Annotated in this window: 15 protein-coding genes and 1 pseudogene; 10 read left to right on the top strand and 6 right to left on the bottom strand. The window is 49.2% G+C overall.

Features of this window, described 5'->3' with window-relative positions; genetic code table 11:
• Positions 1-3: 3 nt before the first annotated feature.
• A complete protein-coding gene (recR, locus tag LLH06_RS15080; RefSeq protein WP_228170125.1) occupies positions 4-621 on the bottom strand; it encodes a recombination mediator RecR in 618 nt (205 codons plus the stop codon).
• Between the two features lie 175 nt (positions 622-796).
• Between recR and LLH06_RS15075 the strand changes: the two genes are divergently transcribed.
• Together LLH06_RS15075 and LLH06_RS15070 are read left to right on the top strand one after the other, a co-directional pair.
• Positions 797-2,281, top strand: coding sequence for a sodium:solute symporter (locus LLH06_RS15075; RefSeq protein ID WP_228170124.1), 1,485 nt, complete (start codon positions 797-799; stop codon positions 2,279-2,281).
• A gap of 20 nt (positions 2,282-2,301) precedes the next feature.
• Positions 2,302-3,009 carry an LOG family protein gene (locus LLH06_RS15070; protein ID WP_228170123.1) on the top strand — a complete coding sequence of 236 codons (708 nt, stop codon included), beginning with the start codon at positions 2,302-2,304 and terminating at the stop codon, positions 3,007-3,009.
• A gap of 63 nt (positions 3,010-3,072) precedes the next feature.
• Here the strand turns inward: LLH06_RS15070 and LLH06_RS15065 are convergent, their stop codons facing one another.
• Together LLH06_RS15065 and LLH06_RS15060 are read right to left on the bottom strand one after the other, a co-directional pair.
• A complete protein-coding gene (locus tag LLH06_RS15065; protein ID WP_228170122.1) occupies positions 3,073-4,974 on the bottom strand; it encodes an ATP-binding protein in 1,902 nt (633 codons plus the stop codon).
• Positions 4,975-5,117: 143 nt separating this feature from the next.
• Complete coding sequence (locus tag LLH06_RS15060; RefSeq protein ID WP_228170121.1) at positions 5,118-5,978, bottom strand: SDR family oxidoreductase; 861 nt, start codon at positions 5,976-5,978, stop codon at positions 5,118-5,120.
• 379 nt (positions 5,979-6,357) lie between these two features.
• On the opposite strand from LLH06_RS15060, the gene trpD reads away from it, so the two are divergent.
• Genes trpD through trpA form a run of 5 tightly spaced genes read left to right on the top strand, consistent with a single transcriptional unit; the run spans position 6,358 to position 10,432 of the window.
• On the top strand, positions 6,358-7,347 hold the full coding sequence (gene trpD, locus LLH06_RS15055; protein WP_228170120.1) for an anthranilate phosphoribosyltransferase: 990 nt from the start codon (positions 6,358-6,360) through the stop codon (positions 7,345-7,347).
• A 34-nt stretch (positions 7,348-7,381) separates the two neighbouring features.
• Positions 7,382-7,999 (top strand): phosphoribosylanthranilate isomerase, encoded by a 618-nt coding sequence (locus LLH06_RS15050; protein WP_228170119.1) that lies wholly within the window; start codon positions 7,382-7,384, stop codon positions 7,997-7,999.
• Between the two features lie 2 nt (positions 8,000-8,001).
• Entirely contained in the window at positions 8,002-9,183 is a 1,182-nt protein-coding gene (gene trpB, locus LLH06_RS15045; RefSeq protein WP_228170118.1) for a tryptophan synthase subunit beta, read from the top strand.
• A gap of 4 nt (positions 9,184-9,187) precedes the next feature.
• Positions 9,188-9,634: a hypothetical protein gene (locus LLH06_RS15040; RefSeq protein WP_228170117.1), complete on the top strand. Its 447-nt coding sequence runs from the start codon at positions 9,188-9,190 to the stop codon at positions 9,632-9,634.
• Between the two features lie 27 nt (positions 9,635-9,661).
• A complete protein-coding gene (gene trpA, locus LLH06_RS15035) occupies positions 9,662-10,432 on the top strand; it encodes a tryptophan synthase subunit alpha (protein ID WP_228170116.1) in 771 nt (256 codons plus the stop codon).
• A gap of 155 nt (positions 10,433-10,587) precedes the next feature.
• Here trpA and LLH06_RS15030 read toward each other — a convergent pair whose 3' ends face one another.
• The 3 genes and pseudogenes from LLH06_RS15030 to sucC form a co-directional block, all read right to left on the bottom strand.
• Positions 10,588-11,208, bottom strand: a complete 621-nt coding sequence (locus tag LLH06_RS15030) for an L-threonylcarbamoyladenylate synthase (protein ID WP_228170115.1) — start codon at positions 11,206-11,208, stop codon at positions 10,588-10,590.
• A gap of 216 nt (positions 11,209-11,424) precedes the next feature.
• Entirely contained in the window at positions 11,425-11,958 is a 534-nt protein-coding gene (locus LLH06_RS15025; protein WP_228170114.1) for a YceI family protein, read from the bottom strand.
• 277 nt (positions 11,959-12,235) lie between these two features.
• Positions 12,236-13,429, bottom strand: a pseudogene (gene sucC, locus LLH06_RS15020) (ADP-forming succinate--CoA ligase subunit beta); the annotation flags it as partial.
• Between the two features lie 183 nt (positions 13,430-13,612).
• Here sucC and LLH06_RS15015 point away from each other — a divergent pair.
• Genes LLH06_RS15015 through LLH06_RS15005 form a run of 3 tightly spaced genes read left to right on the top strand, consistent with a single transcriptional unit; the run spans position 13,613 to position 15,168 of the window.
• The gene (locus LLH06_RS15015; RefSeq protein WP_228170112.1) at positions 13,613-14,266 is read left to right on the top strand and encodes an ABC transporter ATP-binding protein; all 654 of its coding nucleotides are present in this window, start codon (positions 13,613-13,615) and stop codon (positions 14,264-14,266) included.
• 7 nt (positions 14,267-14,273) lie between these two features.
• Positions 14,274-14,582, top strand: a complete 309-nt coding sequence (locus LLH06_RS15010) for a hypothetical protein (RefSeq protein WP_228170111.1) — start codon at positions 14,274-14,276, stop codon at positions 14,580-14,582.
• Positions 14,569-15,168 (top strand): HAD family hydrolase, encoded by a 600-nt coding sequence (locus LLH06_RS15005; protein ID WP_228170110.1) that lies wholly within the window; start codon positions 14,569-14,571, stop codon positions 15,166-15,168. The genes LLH06_RS15010 and LLH06_RS15005 overlap by 14 nt, the downstream gene beginning before the upstream one ends.
• Positions 15,169-15,227: the final 59 nt, after the last annotated feature.

Below are 15,227 nucleotides of genomic sequence, written 5' to 3'. Positions count from 1 at the left end.
GTGTTATTTGGAGAGCGAACCTTCGTAAGGTACGCGGGTGGCGATAGACCTGCCTAAGGTTATCTCATCCACGTACTCCAGTTCACCTCCAAACGCTATGCCACGGGCAATGGTCGAGATGCTTATTTGCTGATCTTTAAGCTTTTTATGCAAATAAAAAATGGTGGTATCGCCCTCCATGGTCGCACTCAGGGCAAATATCACTTCTTTGACCTCATTCTCGCTGATGCGGGTCACCAAAGAGGTCACTTCCAGGTCGGCCGGGCCCACGCCATCCATAGGCGAAATGAGGCCTCCCAGCACATGGTACACACCATTATACTGATCAGTGTTCTCAATAGCCATCACATCGCGTGTATCTTCTACTACACATATGGTGGTGTGATCGCGCTTCTTGGAGCTGCATATCTCGCAAATGGAATGGTCAGAGATGTTGTGGCAAACGCGGCAGTGCTGTATCTCGTTGCGCAGCTTGGTGATCGCCGTGCTAAAGCGCTCCACGTCGGGCTTGTCCTGATCAAGCAGGTGCAGCACCAGCCTGAGCGCGGTCTTAGGCCCAACACCGGGCAGTTTAGCAAATTCGGTCACCGCATTTTCCAACAACTTCGAAGAAAAATTCATAAGTTCAAATTTACAAAAAATAGGCCGAACAGCGGGATGTTTCATGGGTGTCGCCAGTTGTTGCCTGTTGTTTTACACAACATGCATAATAATGCGATCGCTTATTAGGCAGTTCAACTCTTTTGTATTAGTTTTAACCCTTACTTTTACTAAACATATTTAAACCAAGTAGCCCATGTCGCCCGGAGTATTACTATTATTCATCGCCGGATATTTTTTGGTACTGATCCTGATCTCGTACCTCACGTCGCGCAACTCGTCAGATAATGATGCCTTTTTTGTGGCCAACCGTAATTCCAAATGGTACCTGGTGGCCTTTGGTATGATCGGTACAGCGCTCAGTGGTGTGACATTCATATCCGTTCCGGGCAAGGTAGGGGCGCCCGGCGGTGATCAGTTCGCTTACTTTCAATTCGTGCTGGGTAATGCGGCGGGGTTTATCATCATTGCTACGGTGCTGCTTCCTTTGTACTACCGCATGAAGCTAACGTCTATCTACAGCTACATTGAAAGCGCATTGGGCCGGTGGAGCTATAAAACAGCGGCTACCATATTTTTGATCAGCCGTACCATCGGTTCATCGTTCAGGTTGTACCTGGTGGTGATCGTATTGCAGCGCTTCATTTTTGATAGCTATGGCATCCCATTCTGGGCAACGGTGCTATTCTGCCTGCTGCTCATCTGGTCGTACACGTTCAAGGGCGGGTTAAAAACGATCATCATTACCGACAGCTTGCAAACGCTGTTCCTGGTGTCGTCGGTGTTCCTTTCCATATACTTCATTTGCCGCAGTTTGGATATGAACATCTTCCAGGCGGCCGAGGCGATCAAAGAGAGCAGCTACAGCAAGATATTCTTCACCAATGATTTCCTGAGCAGTAAGCTGCATCTGAGCAAACAGTTCCTGGGTGGTTTGTTCATCACCGTGGCCATGACCGGCCTTGACCAGGACCTGATGCAAAAGAACCTGAGCTGTAAGAACATCGGCGAAGCACAAAAGAACATGTTCAGCTTTACCGCGGTGTTCGTGGTGATCAACATCTTCTTCCTGAGTGTGGGTGCATTGTTATACCTGTATGCCGCAAAAAATGGCATCACGGTAGAGAAGACCGATTATCTGTACCCGACCATCGCTTTAAAATACCTGGGCTTGGCACCGGCCATCGTGTTCATGCTTGGGCTTACGGCTGCCACTTTTGCCACTACCGATTCGGCGTTAACGGCCCTCACTACTTCGTTCTGCGTTGACTTTTTGAACTTTGATAAAAAAGAGGACAAGAATAGTAAGGCCATGGTACGCACCCGTCATTATGTGCATATCGCCTTTTCGGCACTCATGTTCCTCACCATTATTTTGTTCAACGCGGTTAACAACGATGCTGTGGTAAGCGCCATATTCAAGGTGGCTTCGTACACTTACGGGCCGCTATTAGGGCTTTATGGTTTTGGCCTGTTCATGAGTAGCCGCCAGGTGAATGATAAGCTGGTGCCGTTCATTTGTCTCATTTCGCCAGCTGTTTGTTACTTCTTGAGCACCGAGTCGAAGAACATTTTAGGAGGCTATGTTTTCGATAATGAGTTGATCATTGTGAATGGTCTGATCACTTTTGTAAGTTTGCTGCTTACCTCTAAAGCAAAAACGAGGGTATTAGCGTTATAACAACTTAGACAAGACAGATAATGACAGGTGATGAAAAAATAAGACAAGCCTTCAGGAACCAGGATTGGCACGAGATCAAAGTGACGGATAGCTGGTCGATCTTCAAGATCATGGCCGAGTTCGTGGACGGTTTTGAGAAACTGGCCAAGATAGGCCCGTGCGTGTCCATATTCGGGTCGGCACGTACTAAGAACGAGAACCCGTACTACGAGTGTGCGGTAGAATGTGCCCGCTTGTTGACCGAGCAGGGTTACGGCGTGATATCGGGCGGTGGCCCTGGTATTATGGAGGCGGCCAATAAGGGCGCTTACGAGGCCGGTGGCAAATCAGTAGGTTTGAATATCGAACTTCCTTTCGAACAGTTCCATAATAAGTACATCGACCGTGATAAACTACTCGAGTTCGATTACTTTTTTGTGCGTAAAGTAATGTTCATGAAGTACTCGCAAGGTTTCATCGTGTTACCTGGCGGTTTTGGTACCATGGACGAATCATTCGAGGCCATCACTCTCATCCAAACCGGTAAGATCGCGCGTTTCCCGATCGTGTTCATCGGTGTGGATTATTGGAAAGGTTTATTTGACTGGGTTGAAGAGAAGATGCTCAAAGCCGAGAACAACATAAGCCCTGATGACCTGCACCTTTACCGTGTGGTGGATACCGCCGAAGAAGCCGTGGAGCACATCTTCCGCTTTTACAATAAATATCTGCTTAAACCCAACTTTTAATAGCGGATATACCGGAATATATCTAACGGGCAGGCCATCAGGCTTGCCCGTTCTTTTTTGTGATCAGGCCGTAATGAGTACCGCAGCGGGTAACGAAACATAGAACACACCGCCCTGGCCACCGTTGGACGATGCGCCTATAGTACCACCATTGGCCTCGGCCAACTGCCGGCATAGCAGCAGGCCTATGCCCGAGCCTTTCTCGCCCCGGGTACCGGTCTTACTGAAGTGAGAACTGGCCTTGAACAACCGATCGATGTCGGCTTCGGTCATGCCTTTGCCGGTATCTTTTACGGCTATGATCCAGCGGTCGGCTTTGGGTTCGGCATAAATGCATATGGCGCCCTGATCGGGCGTGAATTTGATGGCGTTGCTTAAAAAGTTGCGCAATATGGTCTTGAGTTGGTACTCATCGGCCATTACCATTGCCTCGGCGGGCACCCGTACCTCGGTGGCGATCTGCTTGCGTGATAATGGCAGGGTAAAGGCGCTCAGCGTGTCCTTCACTACGGCGGTCACATCCACACGAGTGATGTTGATCTGTGCACCGCGGATCTGGCTACCGGCCCAGTCCATCAGGTTGTTCAAGGTCAGTTCGGCACCTTTTATGGCCGGGGCCATGTCCCTGATCAGGTTCTTCACTTCCTGCTCGTCCACTTCCTGCTCCTCAAAAAGCTCAATGATCATGTTAATGTTGGCCATAGGAGTTCTCAGGTCATGGCCTATAATGGCCAGCAGGTTGTTCTTCTGCAAGTTCAGCTCGTTAAGGTCGCGGCTTTGCAGTTCGATCAGTCGCTTTTGCTCGGTCACTTCCTGGTGCTCGGCGTGCAATTGTTTTGATAGCCGGTTCTTTGAGCGGTAGCTGCGGTAAAGCACATACATCAGTATGGTCAATATCAGCACGGTGACCGCCAGGTTAATGATCGTGATGCGCTGCGAGCGGATGAGCAGTCCGCCAACCTCGTTCTGATGCGTGATCTTATCGATGCTGTGCAGCTTGGAGTTCAAAGCCAGGTACTCTTGTATCAAACGCGTATTACTTTGGGCCGATAGCAGGCTTAGGCTATCCTGCATGGCAATGTAATCATGCTGGTACTTTAGCGTCATGTCCTTATTGCCTATATGCGCATAAATTTCGTACAGCAAACGACTCGCGCGTTTGTACACTTCGGTGTTGCCAATGGCTCGCGCCAGGGTGGCTGCTTCTTTACCCAGTTTAATGGCGTTTGCCTGGCGGCCTTGCTTTAGATAAATACCAGCCTCATCTACCAACACTACGGCCCGTAAACGCTTGTTATTGGCGGCGTAGCTGAGTTGTATGGCAGTGTCGGCATAGGTAAGGGCCTGGGTCAGTTGGCCTTTATGCACGCTGAGGTCAAGCAGGCGTGCGTACAACACACCTAAGCTGATCTTGCGGTCGGCCTTACGACTAATGGCCATAGCCACGTTAATATCGGCCAGTGCCCGGTCGAACTGCTTTTTATAGATAAAATATTGCGAGCGCTCACGTAAGGCCAGTTCACGCAAGGCATCGTCCTTACCGGCGTAATGGAGAGCCTTATCAAGGTAGCCGGGCGCAGCATCAAGCGTTTTCAGGTCAATGTAGTTGCGGCCCAGGCAGCGGTAACAGTCAGACAGTAACGTGCTATCGCGCGTTCGTTGCAGGTAGGTCAACGCCGTGCTGTATGAAAAAAGACTGATGTGGAAGTGGTTCTGCGTCCAGTAGGTTTTACCGATATTCAAAAAGCTCTCGCCAATGCCTTTGTCCCATCGTTGGCGACGGGCCAGTAACAGCGCCTTTTGCGCCAGCTCACGCGCCAGGGCCGGTCGCGACATCAAGAGCTTGAAGGCAGCGTTGTTCAAGCTGTCCACTTGGTCATGTGCAGCTATAGCACTCATGCCCTGGCTGGCAGCTACTTTCACCCGTGCAGCTTGTGCCGCCAGCGTGATACAAGGTATCAGCAAAAGTGAAAGATATCGGTTCATCAGATCAGGGGACGACGGAAAGGCACAATGATACGAATATAGCCGCTACATTGTTGTCGTTGGCCTGGCTGTGAACCGATATTCCTTACTCCCTAAATGTGTGAACGCAATAAGCCGCGTGATCAGCCGTTAATGATCTCGCCACCGTTTACGTGAATGATCTGGCCAGTGATGTACGAGGCGTCATCCGAAGCCAGGAACACGTACGCAGGACCAACTTCTGATGGTTGTCCGGCACGGCCCAGCGGCACGTCCTGGCCAAATTTGGCGATCTTCTCCTCGTCAAAACTCGATACGATCAGCGGTGTCCATACCGGGCCGGGTGCCACGCCGTTCACGCGGATCTTTTTCTCGGCCAGGTTCTTGGATAATGACCGTGTAAAGGTCACGATAGCGCCTTTGGTGGTCGAATAATCGATCAAATGGGGCGATGAGCGGTAAGCCGTTACCGATGTGGTATTGATGATGCTGTCGCCCTCTTTTAAATACTTCATGGCCGCTGATGAAAAGTGGAAATGCGACAGGATATTGGTTTGGAACGTGCGCTGTAACTGTTCCTCATCAATGGCCTCGAAGTCCTCTTGCGGATATTGTACGGCGGCATTATTCACCAATATATTCAGTCCGTTTAGCTCGCTGGCCGTACGTTCGACCGCCTCCTTGCAAAAGCTGCTTTGCCTGATATCGCCTTTGATGAGCAGGCATTGTCTCCCGGCTTCCTGCACCAGCCGTTGGGTCTCTTTGGCATCTTCATCCTCGTCAAGATACACGATGGCCACATCGGCACCTTCCGTAGCGTAATGTATGGCCACTGCGCGGCCAATGCCACTGTCGCCACCGGTGATCAGTGCTACTTTGCCCTGTAACTTGCCGGCGGCGCGGTAATCGGGTTTGATGTATTCGGGCCTTGGCGTCATTTCGGCCTCGGTGCCGGGCTGATGATCTTGTGTTTCGGCAGGGAATTTTTCTGGATAGTTCGACATAAGCTTTTGTTGATGTTTTGAATATAACCCTTATGATGGGGTGCATGTTTATTAATAGTTTATTTAATTAACCCACAAGATTCGCCCAAGCGGTTTGAAATTTTGGTGATGGTAAAAAGTGCGATCATATTTGCATTTTCAAAAACTATCATCATATTTGCCGCATACAGAAATGAAACTAATGAACAACAACTGGTGGTGGCTGAACGAGAGATCGTAAGGCAACTTCCTGTTTATGTGAACGTATACAAAAGGGTTGCCATCAGGCAGCCCTTTTTTTGTGTCCATGCCCTCCGGCCCCCTGACGGAGAAGCGGGTGAATATCCAGGGGAAATAACAACACTAACGATATAAGTCCCCTTAAAAAGGGCACTGGGTAATGAAAGCCATACTGAACCATTTATTTGAGCACAAGACCTTTAGCCGCGAGCAATCGAAAGAGATACTGACCAACATTGCCCAGGGCCAATATAACGCCACGCAAATGGCTGCCTTTATGACCGCCTATTGTATGCGCACCATCACGGTGCACGAACTGGAAGGTTTCAGAGATGCGATGCTGGAGCTTTGCCTGCCCGTACAACTGGACGCCGGCGACCTGATCGACCTTTGCGGTACCGGCGGCGACGGCAAGGATACTTTTAACATCTCTACCCTGGCATCGTTCGTGGTGGCAGGAGCGGGGTATAAGGTGGCTAAGCATGGTAACTACGGCGTGTCATCAGGCTGTGGTTCATCCAACGTGATGGAGTACCTGGGTTACCAGTTCACCAACGATATGGACGAGCTAAGCCGTGGGTTGGACAGAGCAGGCATCTGCTTTTTGCATGCCCCGTTGTTCCATCCAGCCATGAAGACCGTGGCGCCGATACGCCGCGAGCTCAGCGTGAAGACCTTTTTTAACATGTTGGGCCCCATGGTGAACCCGGCCAGGCCTAAGAACCAGATGGTAGGGGTGTATAACTTGGAATTGGCCCGCTTGTATGCTTACCTGTATCAACGGTCGGACGTGAAGTATACGATCGTTAACGCGCTGGATGGTTATGATGAAATATCGTTAACAGGCGACTTCAAGACCTTTTCGAGCCAGGGCGAGCAGATTAACAGCATTGCCGGATTAGGCTTTGATAAACTGGACCCGAACGAGATAGCAGGTGGCCACACGGTAGCCGGATCGGCCGAGATCTTTATGAAAGTATTGAACGGCGAGGCCTCCACTGCGCAAAATAACGTAGTATTGTGCAACGCTGCACTGGCCATACGCACTATCACGCCTGAAAAGACCTTTGCCGATAGTTTTTATGAGGCCGAGGATGCTTTGCTAAGCGGCAAGGCGCTGAAAAGCTTCAAGCTATTATTGGATCAATAATTAAGCAAGGCCAAACGTTTAGATCACTTATTGTATGAAGATCAAGGTTTGCGGGATGAGAGACCCGGCTAACATAAGGAAAGTAGCAGCGCTGCATCCTGACCTGCTCGGCTTCATTTTTTACAGCCGATCGCCCAGGTATGTGGGAGAATGGATACAGGAAGCCCTGAGCGCGGCACACGAACCGATCATCAAAACTGGTGTTTTTGTGAACGAGGACATCGACACCATTGACCAGCTGATCGATGCACATGGCCTTGATGCGGTACAACTTCATGGAGCCGAAAGCCCGGAGGTTTGCGCTGCACTTCGTGATCGTGCCAAGGTGATCAAGGCCTTTGGTGTTAACGAACAGTTCGATATGCAGGTGCTGAAGCCATACGTGGGTGTGGTGGATCACTTCCTGTTCGACACCAAGACCGAAGCGCACGGTGGATCTGGCGTAACGTTCGATTGGCGGGTGCTTGATAGCTATCAGCTTGAGGTGCCCTTCTTTTTATCAGGCGGTTTGAGCTTAGAGAACCTTGAAAGCGTGAAAAATTTGCAACATCCGGCCTTTTATGGTGTTGACCTCAACAGCAGGTTCGAGACCGGGCCCGGAATTAAGGACATTGACAGATTGCGTAAAGCATTCGAAATATTACGAGCATAACGATGAAGTATTCAGTTAACGAGCAGGGATATTATGGTGATTTTGGCGGAGCGTACATCCCCGAGATGTTGTACCCCAACATTGAAGAGCTGCGCCAGCAATATCAGGCCATCATTACCGACGAAAGCTTCAAGGCCGAGTTCGAAAGCCTGCTGAAGGATTATGTAGGCCGCCCTTCGCCTTTGTACCATGCCAAGCGGCTGTCTGAAAAGTATAGTGCCAACATCTTCCTCAAGCGCGAGGATCTAAACCATACCGGATCGCACAAGATCAATAACGCCATCGGGCAGATCCTGTTAGCCCAGCGCCTGGGCAAAAAACGTATCATAGCAGAGACCGGTGCCGGTCAGCATGGCGTGGCCACCGCCACCGTTTGCGCCCTAATGGGTATCGAATGCGTGGTATACATGGGCGAGATCGACATGGAGCGCCAGGCCCCTAACGTGGCCCGTATGAAAATGCTGGGTGCTACCGTAGTGCCGGCCACCTCAGGCAGCAAGACCCTGAAGGACGCCACCAATGAGGCCATGCGCGACTGGATCAATAACCCGGTAGATACTCACTACATCATCGGCTCGGTGGTGGGCCCGTACCCATACCCCGAAATGGTGGCTAAGTTCCAGTCCATTATCTCGTTAGAGACCAAGAAACAATTACTCGAGCATACCGGCAGCGAATTGCCGCAATACGTGCTGGCCTGCGTGGGTGGTGGCAGCAACGCCATGGGCATGTTCTACCACTTTTTAGAGGATGAAAGCGTGAAACTGATCGCCGTTGAGGCCGCCGGAAAAGGGGTAGATAGCGGTCATTCTGCAGCAACCTCAGTACTGGGCCGCGAAGGCATCCTGCACGGTAGCCGTACCATATTGATGCAGACCGATGACGGGCAGGTGGTAGAACCATATTCCATATCAGCAGGCCTGGATTACCCAGGCATTGGTCCGCAGCATGCGCATTTGCACAAGATACAGCGTGCACAGTATGTGAACATTACCGATGAAGAATCATTAGATGCCGGCCTACTGTTATCGCAACTGGAAGGCATCATCCCGGCCATTGAATCGGCCCACGCTTTTGCCTACCTCGAGAAAATGAAATTTGAACCTACCGATAACGTAGTAGTATGCCTGTCAGGCCGTGGAGATAAGGACCTGAGCACTTATATCAAACATTTCGGATTTTAGCTAAATGCCTCTTAAAATTGTTAGATATAGAGGATGGGTAATGGAAGTTGATCGACCGTTAACTCAATTGTTATATAACAATATTACTGTGACCGATGCAGAGAAGTGCAACTGCAGCAATTGTAGTTATTTCATCGAAATAAAAGACCGTTTATATCCACTTGAAATAAAGCAACTCTTTGAAGATTTAGGCGTCGATCTCGCAAAAGAAGCAGAGCTCACGGATTATGGAAACGAGGAGCACTTGTACGGAGGATGCTTTCAATTTGCAGGCAAGCTTATATCTGGAAAGGATTGCTCCATTCCTGTAAAGAACAACCAATTTATTTTTGAACTTGAAGCCATAACCGATTCATTTGAAATAGGCTTTTCACGCCGCGTAAGCGATACTTACTTCAAAGCAACCCAAGTTGATCTGATAGAGATGGTCTTCATGATAAGAACTCGTTAACGATCGACCGTATTAATTAGACAAACAATGAACCGCCTTAACCAACTGTTCGCTACTAAAAAGAACAACTTGCTATCGGTATATTTTACTGCCGGCTATCCTGAACTGAATACTACTTTAGATATCGCTGAAGCCTTGGAAAAGGCCGGTGTGGATTTTTTAGAGATCGGTTTCCCGTACTCTGATCCGGTAGCCGACGGACCTACCATCCAAAACAGCTCGCAAAAAGCGCTGGATAATGGCATGACGCTCAAGTTGCTGTTCGAACAACTGGCTGATCTGCGTAAGCGAGTGAGCATCCCGGTGCTGCTGATGGGCTATGCCAACCCAATGGTACAGTACGGCGTAGAGAACTTTTGTGCCAAGGCAGCCGAGGTGGGGGTAGATGGTGTGATCGTGCCCGACCTGCCCATGTATGAGTACGAGACCCTTTATAAGGACTGCTTTGCCAAACACAACATCAGCAACATCTTCCTGGTGACGCCGCAAACCGCCGAGGCACGCATTCGCAAGATCGATGAGTTGAGCAACAGCTTCATCTACCTGCTATCATCAGCATCGATCACCGGCCGCAGCCTGGAGATCAATGATTCGGTGGAGACCTATTTTCAACGCATCAAGGACATGCAGTTGAACAACCCTGTGGTGATCGGCTTCGGTATTGGCAATAAAGCGGCTTTTGATAAAGCTACCTCATATGCTAACGGTGCCATCGTAGGCAGTGCCTTCGTGAAGTTTTTAGGCGAAGAGAACTATTTAGAGCGGATAGGTGAGTTCGTCAAAGGCGTAAGAGAATAAACACTGAGATCCGTCATGCCGATGCATATCGGCATCTCTCTTGCAAGGTAACAGGTCAATTCCATTACCTATCTGTGGGATGCCGAAACAAGTTCGGGATGACCGTTCTTTTTTAAGGTGATAACCATTGGCTCCCCCTTCAGGGGGCTGGGGGGCTATAAATAAGCATCCAGGTCGCCCTTGCCTTCCCGTATCACCTCGAAGTCGCCTGAGGTGACATCCACCACTGTAGAAGCCACGTTGCCGCCGTATCCGCCATCGATCACAATATCCACGAGGTCCTGATATTTCTCGTGTATCAGCTCAGGGTCGGTGGAGTACTCAATAATATCATCATCATCGCGGATGGAAGTGGACAGTATAGGATTGCCCAGTTGCCTCACGATCTCGCGCGCTACATTGTTATCAGGCACACGTATACCCACCGTCTTCTTGTTGGAGCTCAATAGCTTCGGAACCAGTCCGCTGGCATTCAGGATGAACGTGAAAGGACCAGGGAGAGCCTTTTTCAATACCCTGAACACGGCATTATCGATCGGTTTGGTATAATCGGCCAGGTTGCTCAGGTCATGGCAAATGAACGAAAAGTTAGCTTTCTCAGGCTTGATGTTACGAATGCGGGCCACCGCCTCAATGGCGCGGTGGTTAGTGATATCGCAACCGAGACCATAAACGGTATCAGTAGGGTAGATGATGATCCCGCCGCGGCGTAAAACCTGCACCACCTGTTCTATGGCCTTAGGATTTGGATTTTCGGGATATATTCTGATCAGCATAATGATTAAGCAAATATCGGCAAAATAAGTTTGCGGCCCACCCTGGCCCTCCCCATGGGGAAGGGCTAAAAGATCATGTCAAATAGCAAAGCCCTGTCATAGTAGACAGGGCTTTTTGTTACGTCACTGCGAAGGTGGTGCGATCTCTCAGCTATGTTAGCTAATAAATCTGCGTAGGGATCGCTTCGTACCTCGCGATGACGATGTTTTATCTTCTTACGCCTCTTTAGCGAATTGAGCGTTAATGATCAGTTTCACCTCGTCGCCAACCACGATCGAGCCGGCTTCGGTAACGCCGTCCCAGGTCAGGCCAAATTCTTTACGGCTGATCTTGCCAGCGATCTCAAATCCGGCTTTGGTGTTGCCGTAAAAATCGGTAGCTGATCCACCAAATTCAACATCCAGGGTAACTGGTTTGGTCACACCTTTAACGGTCAGGTCGCCGGTCAGTTTGTAGTCGTCGCCACTTACTTTGGTGAACGAGGTAGACTTGAAGCTGATGTTCGGGTGAGCGGCAGAGTTAAAGAAATCTTCGCCTTTCAAATGTTGGTCGCGAGCCTCTTGAGTGGTGTCAATGCTGTCCACATCCAATGAGAATTGAATGTCGGCGCCTTGAAAATCATCATTCTCACTGGTCACGGTTCCTTCAAATTTACGGAACGAGCCAGTAACGGTAGATATCACCAGGTGTTTAACCTTGAATTGTACCTCTGAGTGCATTGGGTCCATTACCCATTTATTAGTTGCCATATGTATGATGTTTAAGTATTTACAAGTATAAACGATTCGTATGTTTAAACAAATAATTTTAATGTCAATTATCTATTAACAAAGGAACGCACTATTTGAATAATGACACTTAATGTAGGTTAAGAAAAATTGCCCGCAGCCCCACCCCGGCCCTCCCCGGGAGGGAGGGCTTTAAATTTCATGATACAAAGAAGCCCCGTCTAAACTAGACGGGGCTTCTTTGCTATAATTATTACTCCCTCCCTCCTGGGGAGGGCCGGGGTGGGGCCGTTGGATATTAGGCCAACACTTCTTTTACTTTTTCAGCAGCTTCTTTAAGCAGTATGGCCGAGAACACTTTCAAACCTGAGTTATCGATCAGGTCTTTAGCTTCTTTAGCGTTAGTGCCTTGTAAGCGTACGATGATCGGCACAGGGATATTACCGATCTCCTGGTAAGCATCGATCACACCTTGAGCAACACGATCACAACGAACGATACCACCAAAGATGTTGATCAAAATAGCTTTCACTTTAGGATCGCTCAAAATGATGTTAAAACCAGCTTTAACGGTTTGTGCGTTTGCGGTACCACCTACGTCCAAAAAGTTAGCAGGCTCGCCACCAGCGATCTTGATGATGTCCATAGTGGCCATCGCTAAACCGGCACCGTTCACCATACAACCTACGTTACCATCCAGTTTCACGTAGTTCAGGTTCGAGTGGCTTGCTTCAACCTCGGTTGGATCTTCCTCGTTGGTATCGCGCATGGCCGCGTAATCAGCATGGCGGTATAAAGCGTTATCGTCAAGGTTAACCTTAGCGTCAACGGCCAGGATCTTATTGTCAGATGTTTTCAATACCGGGTTGATCTCAAATTGAGATGAATCGGTAGCATCATAAGCTTTGTACAAAGCGGTGATGAACTTCACCATATCTTTAAAAGCATCGCCCGAAAGGCCCAGGTTAAAGGCGATCTTACGTGCCTGGAAACCTTGCAGACCAACTTTAGGATCGATCTCTTCTTTGTGGATCAGGTGAGGGGTAGCGTGTGCTACTTCTTCAATGTCCATACCACCCTCGGTGCTGTACATGATAATGTTGCGGCCTTTGGCACGATCCAACAATACGCTCATGTAAAACTCTTTGGTCTCGCTGTCGCCAGGGTAGTAAACATCCTGAGCGATCAATACTTTATGTACTTTTTTACCTTCAGGTCCGGTTTGTGGAGTAACCAGTTGCATGCCTAAAATGGCCTCTGCTTTTTCTTTCACCTCATCAAGGTTCTTGGCTAATTTAACACCGCCTCCTTTACCACGACCACCGGCATGGATCTGGGCCTTAACAACTACCCAGCTCGAGCCGAAATCTTCTTTCATTTTTTGGGCAGCCTCAACAGCCTGTTCCACAGTATCGGCCACAATGCCTTCCTGTACCCTTACGCCAAAGCTTTTTAGTATCGCTTTGCCCTGATATTCGTGAATATTCATGTTTTGTGAAGAATTTGCGGTAAATCTACAATTTCAGTCGGAGTAATAAAATTTGAAAGCCGATTTTATGAAATTAGCAACCCCACCCAACCCTCCCAAGGGGAGGACATTTTAATTTATAATGTCTATGTGTTTTAAAGTCCTCTCCTTTGGAGAGGATTTAGGTGAGGTTTCCTACATTTGCACATGCTTAAAGCGTTGGGTATCCAAAAAACTTATGGGTCGTTACAAATACTCAAGGGCGTTGACCTTGAGGTAGCGCAGGGCGAGATCGTGACCATTGTGGGCGCATCGGGCGCCGGTAAAAGCTCGCTGCTCAACATTATTGGCACGTTAGACAAGCCCGATGCTGGTCAGCTCTATTTAAAAGGACAGGAGATCAGCAAGCTTAACAACAAGCAGCTGAGCCAGGTGCGCAATAAGCAGATCGGTTTCATTTTCCAGTTCCACCATTTGCTGGCCGAATTCAACGCCATCGAGAACGTGTGTATACCCGCCTTTATAGCCGGTGTGAGCAAGGCCGATGCGCAAAAGCGTGCAGCAGCATTGTTAAGTAAGCTTGGCCTCAGCAGCCGGGCCTATCATAAGCCCAACCAGCTTTCAGGAGGCGAGCAGCAGCGCGTGGCCGTGGCCCGTGCGCTGATCAATGAGCCGGCCATCGTACTGGCCGATGAGCCTTCAGGAAACCTTGACTCGGCCAACGCCCGGGATCTGCACCAGTTGTTCATCGATCTTCGTAATGAGTTCGATCAAAGCTTCATCATCGTTACCCACAACGAGGACCTGGCCGACCTGAGCGACCGCAAGGTGATGATGAAAGATGGATTAATAGTTCAGTAGATAAACAGTGCGTATATTGATCACAGCGGCCGCAACGGCCAAAGCTTACCAGTTAAAAGGCCAGTTGAACGGCCATGACGTCTTATTAGGTGATCACACCGATCTGCCCGAGGTGATGCTTAAAAGCGGTGCCATGATCACCACACCCAAACCCCAAAGCGATACTTACCCGCACGAGATGCTGGCCCTGTGTCTGGATCACCATATCGGTGAAGTATATTTGCTACGGCCTGAGGAGATGGCCGCGCTGGCCCCTGCCGAATTGTTGTTCAGCGAGTATGGCATCAAACTAACCGCAGCGTATGATCAGCTATAGTAACATCGACCCCCGTAAGCAGGCTTTTATATTTGAGCTGGATAATGTGCTTTTCCCTGAAAAGGAGTACCTGTACCAGGTGTACTACCTCTTTGCCGGTTATTTAGAATATACCGAACTGCTTGACGCCAAGGTGTTGGTGAACCTGATGGTGGCCACACATGAGGAGCAGGGTGCCGCTAAGGTTTTTGATGTGTTGCAGGAGCGCTTCAAGATAGACGAGAAATATCGCGAAAACTTTGAGCATTTGCACACCACCGCACAGATCCCGTTGCGCATCATGCTGTACCCCGAGATGCTGACGCTGCTGCAAGATATCGTGGTGGACCGCAAACAGATCTTCATCGTGACCAACGGTGCCCCCAAAACACAGCTCAACAAGATCAAACATACCGACTGGCAAGGCCTGGAGGCTTATTTGACCTGCTACTTTGCCAACGAACTGGTACCTAAGCCAGAGCCAGATATGATCCATTTACTGTTGGAAAAACATCAGTTTCAACGACGTGATGTGGTCATGATCGGACACACCGAGACCGACCAGCTTTGTGCCGAAGCATGTGGCATAGACCTGATCAAAATATAACATCCGAACGGTCTGTTTATTCGTATAATTTATTGCTATATTGTACGTTACTAAACAAA

This window comes from Mucilaginibacter daejeonensis, from assembly GCF_020783335.1.
GTDB lineage: Bacteria > Bacteroidota > Bacteroidia > Sphingobacteriales > Sphingobacteriaceae > Mucilaginibacter > Mucilaginibacter daejeonensis.
This window is presented reverse-complemented; position numbering and strand designations above follow the sequence as displayed.

Coding starts and splice junctions, on each gene's coding strand:
- LLH06_RS15005 (WP_228170110.1), top strand. CDS start 14,569: ATGATCAGCTATAGTAACATCGACCCCCGTAAGCAGGCTTTTATATTT.
- LLH06_RS15040 (WP_228170117.1), top strand. CDS start 9,188: ATGCCTCTTAAAATTGTTAGATATAGAGGATGGGTAATGGAAGTTGAT.
- trpB (WP_228170118.1), top strand. CDS start 8,002: ATGAAGTATTCAGTTAACGAGCAGGGATATTATGGTGATTTTGGCGGA.
- trpD (WP_228170120.1), top strand. CDS start 6,358: ATGAAAGCCATACTGAACCATTTATTTGAGCACAAGACCTTTAGCCGC.
- LLH06_RS15015 (WP_228170112.1), top strand. CDS start 13,613: ATGCTTAAAGCGTTGGGTATCCAAAAAACTTATGGGTCGTTACAAATA.
- LLH06_RS15050 (WP_228170119.1), top strand. CDS start 7,382: ATGAAGATCAAGGTTTGCGGGATGAGAGACCCGGCTAACATAAGGAAA.
- trpA (WP_228170116.1), top strand. CDS start 9,662: ATGAACCGCCTTAACCAACTGTTCGCTACTAAAAAGAACAACTTGCTA.
- LLH06_RS15025 (WP_228170114.1), bottom strand. CDS start 11,958: ATGGCAACTAATAAATGGGTAATGGACCCAATGCACTCAGAGGTACAA.
- recR (WP_228170125.1), bottom strand. CDS start 621: ATGAATTTTTCTTCGAAGTTGTTGGAAAATGCGGTGACCGAATTTGCT.
- LLH06_RS15030 (WP_228170115.1), bottom strand. CDS start 11,208: ATGCTGATCAGAATATATCCCGAAAATCCAAATCCTAAGGCCATAGAA.
- LLH06_RS15070 (WP_228170123.1), top strand. CDS start 2,302: ATGACAGGTGATGAAAAAATAAGACAAGCCTTCAGGAACCAGGATTGG.
- LLH06_RS15060 (WP_228170121.1), bottom strand. CDS start 5,978: ATGTCGAACTATCCAGAAAAATTCCCTGCCGAAACACAAGATCATCAG.
- LLH06_RS15075 (WP_228170124.1), top strand. CDS start 797: ATGTCGCCCGGAGTATTACTATTATTCATCGCCGGATATTTTTTGGTA.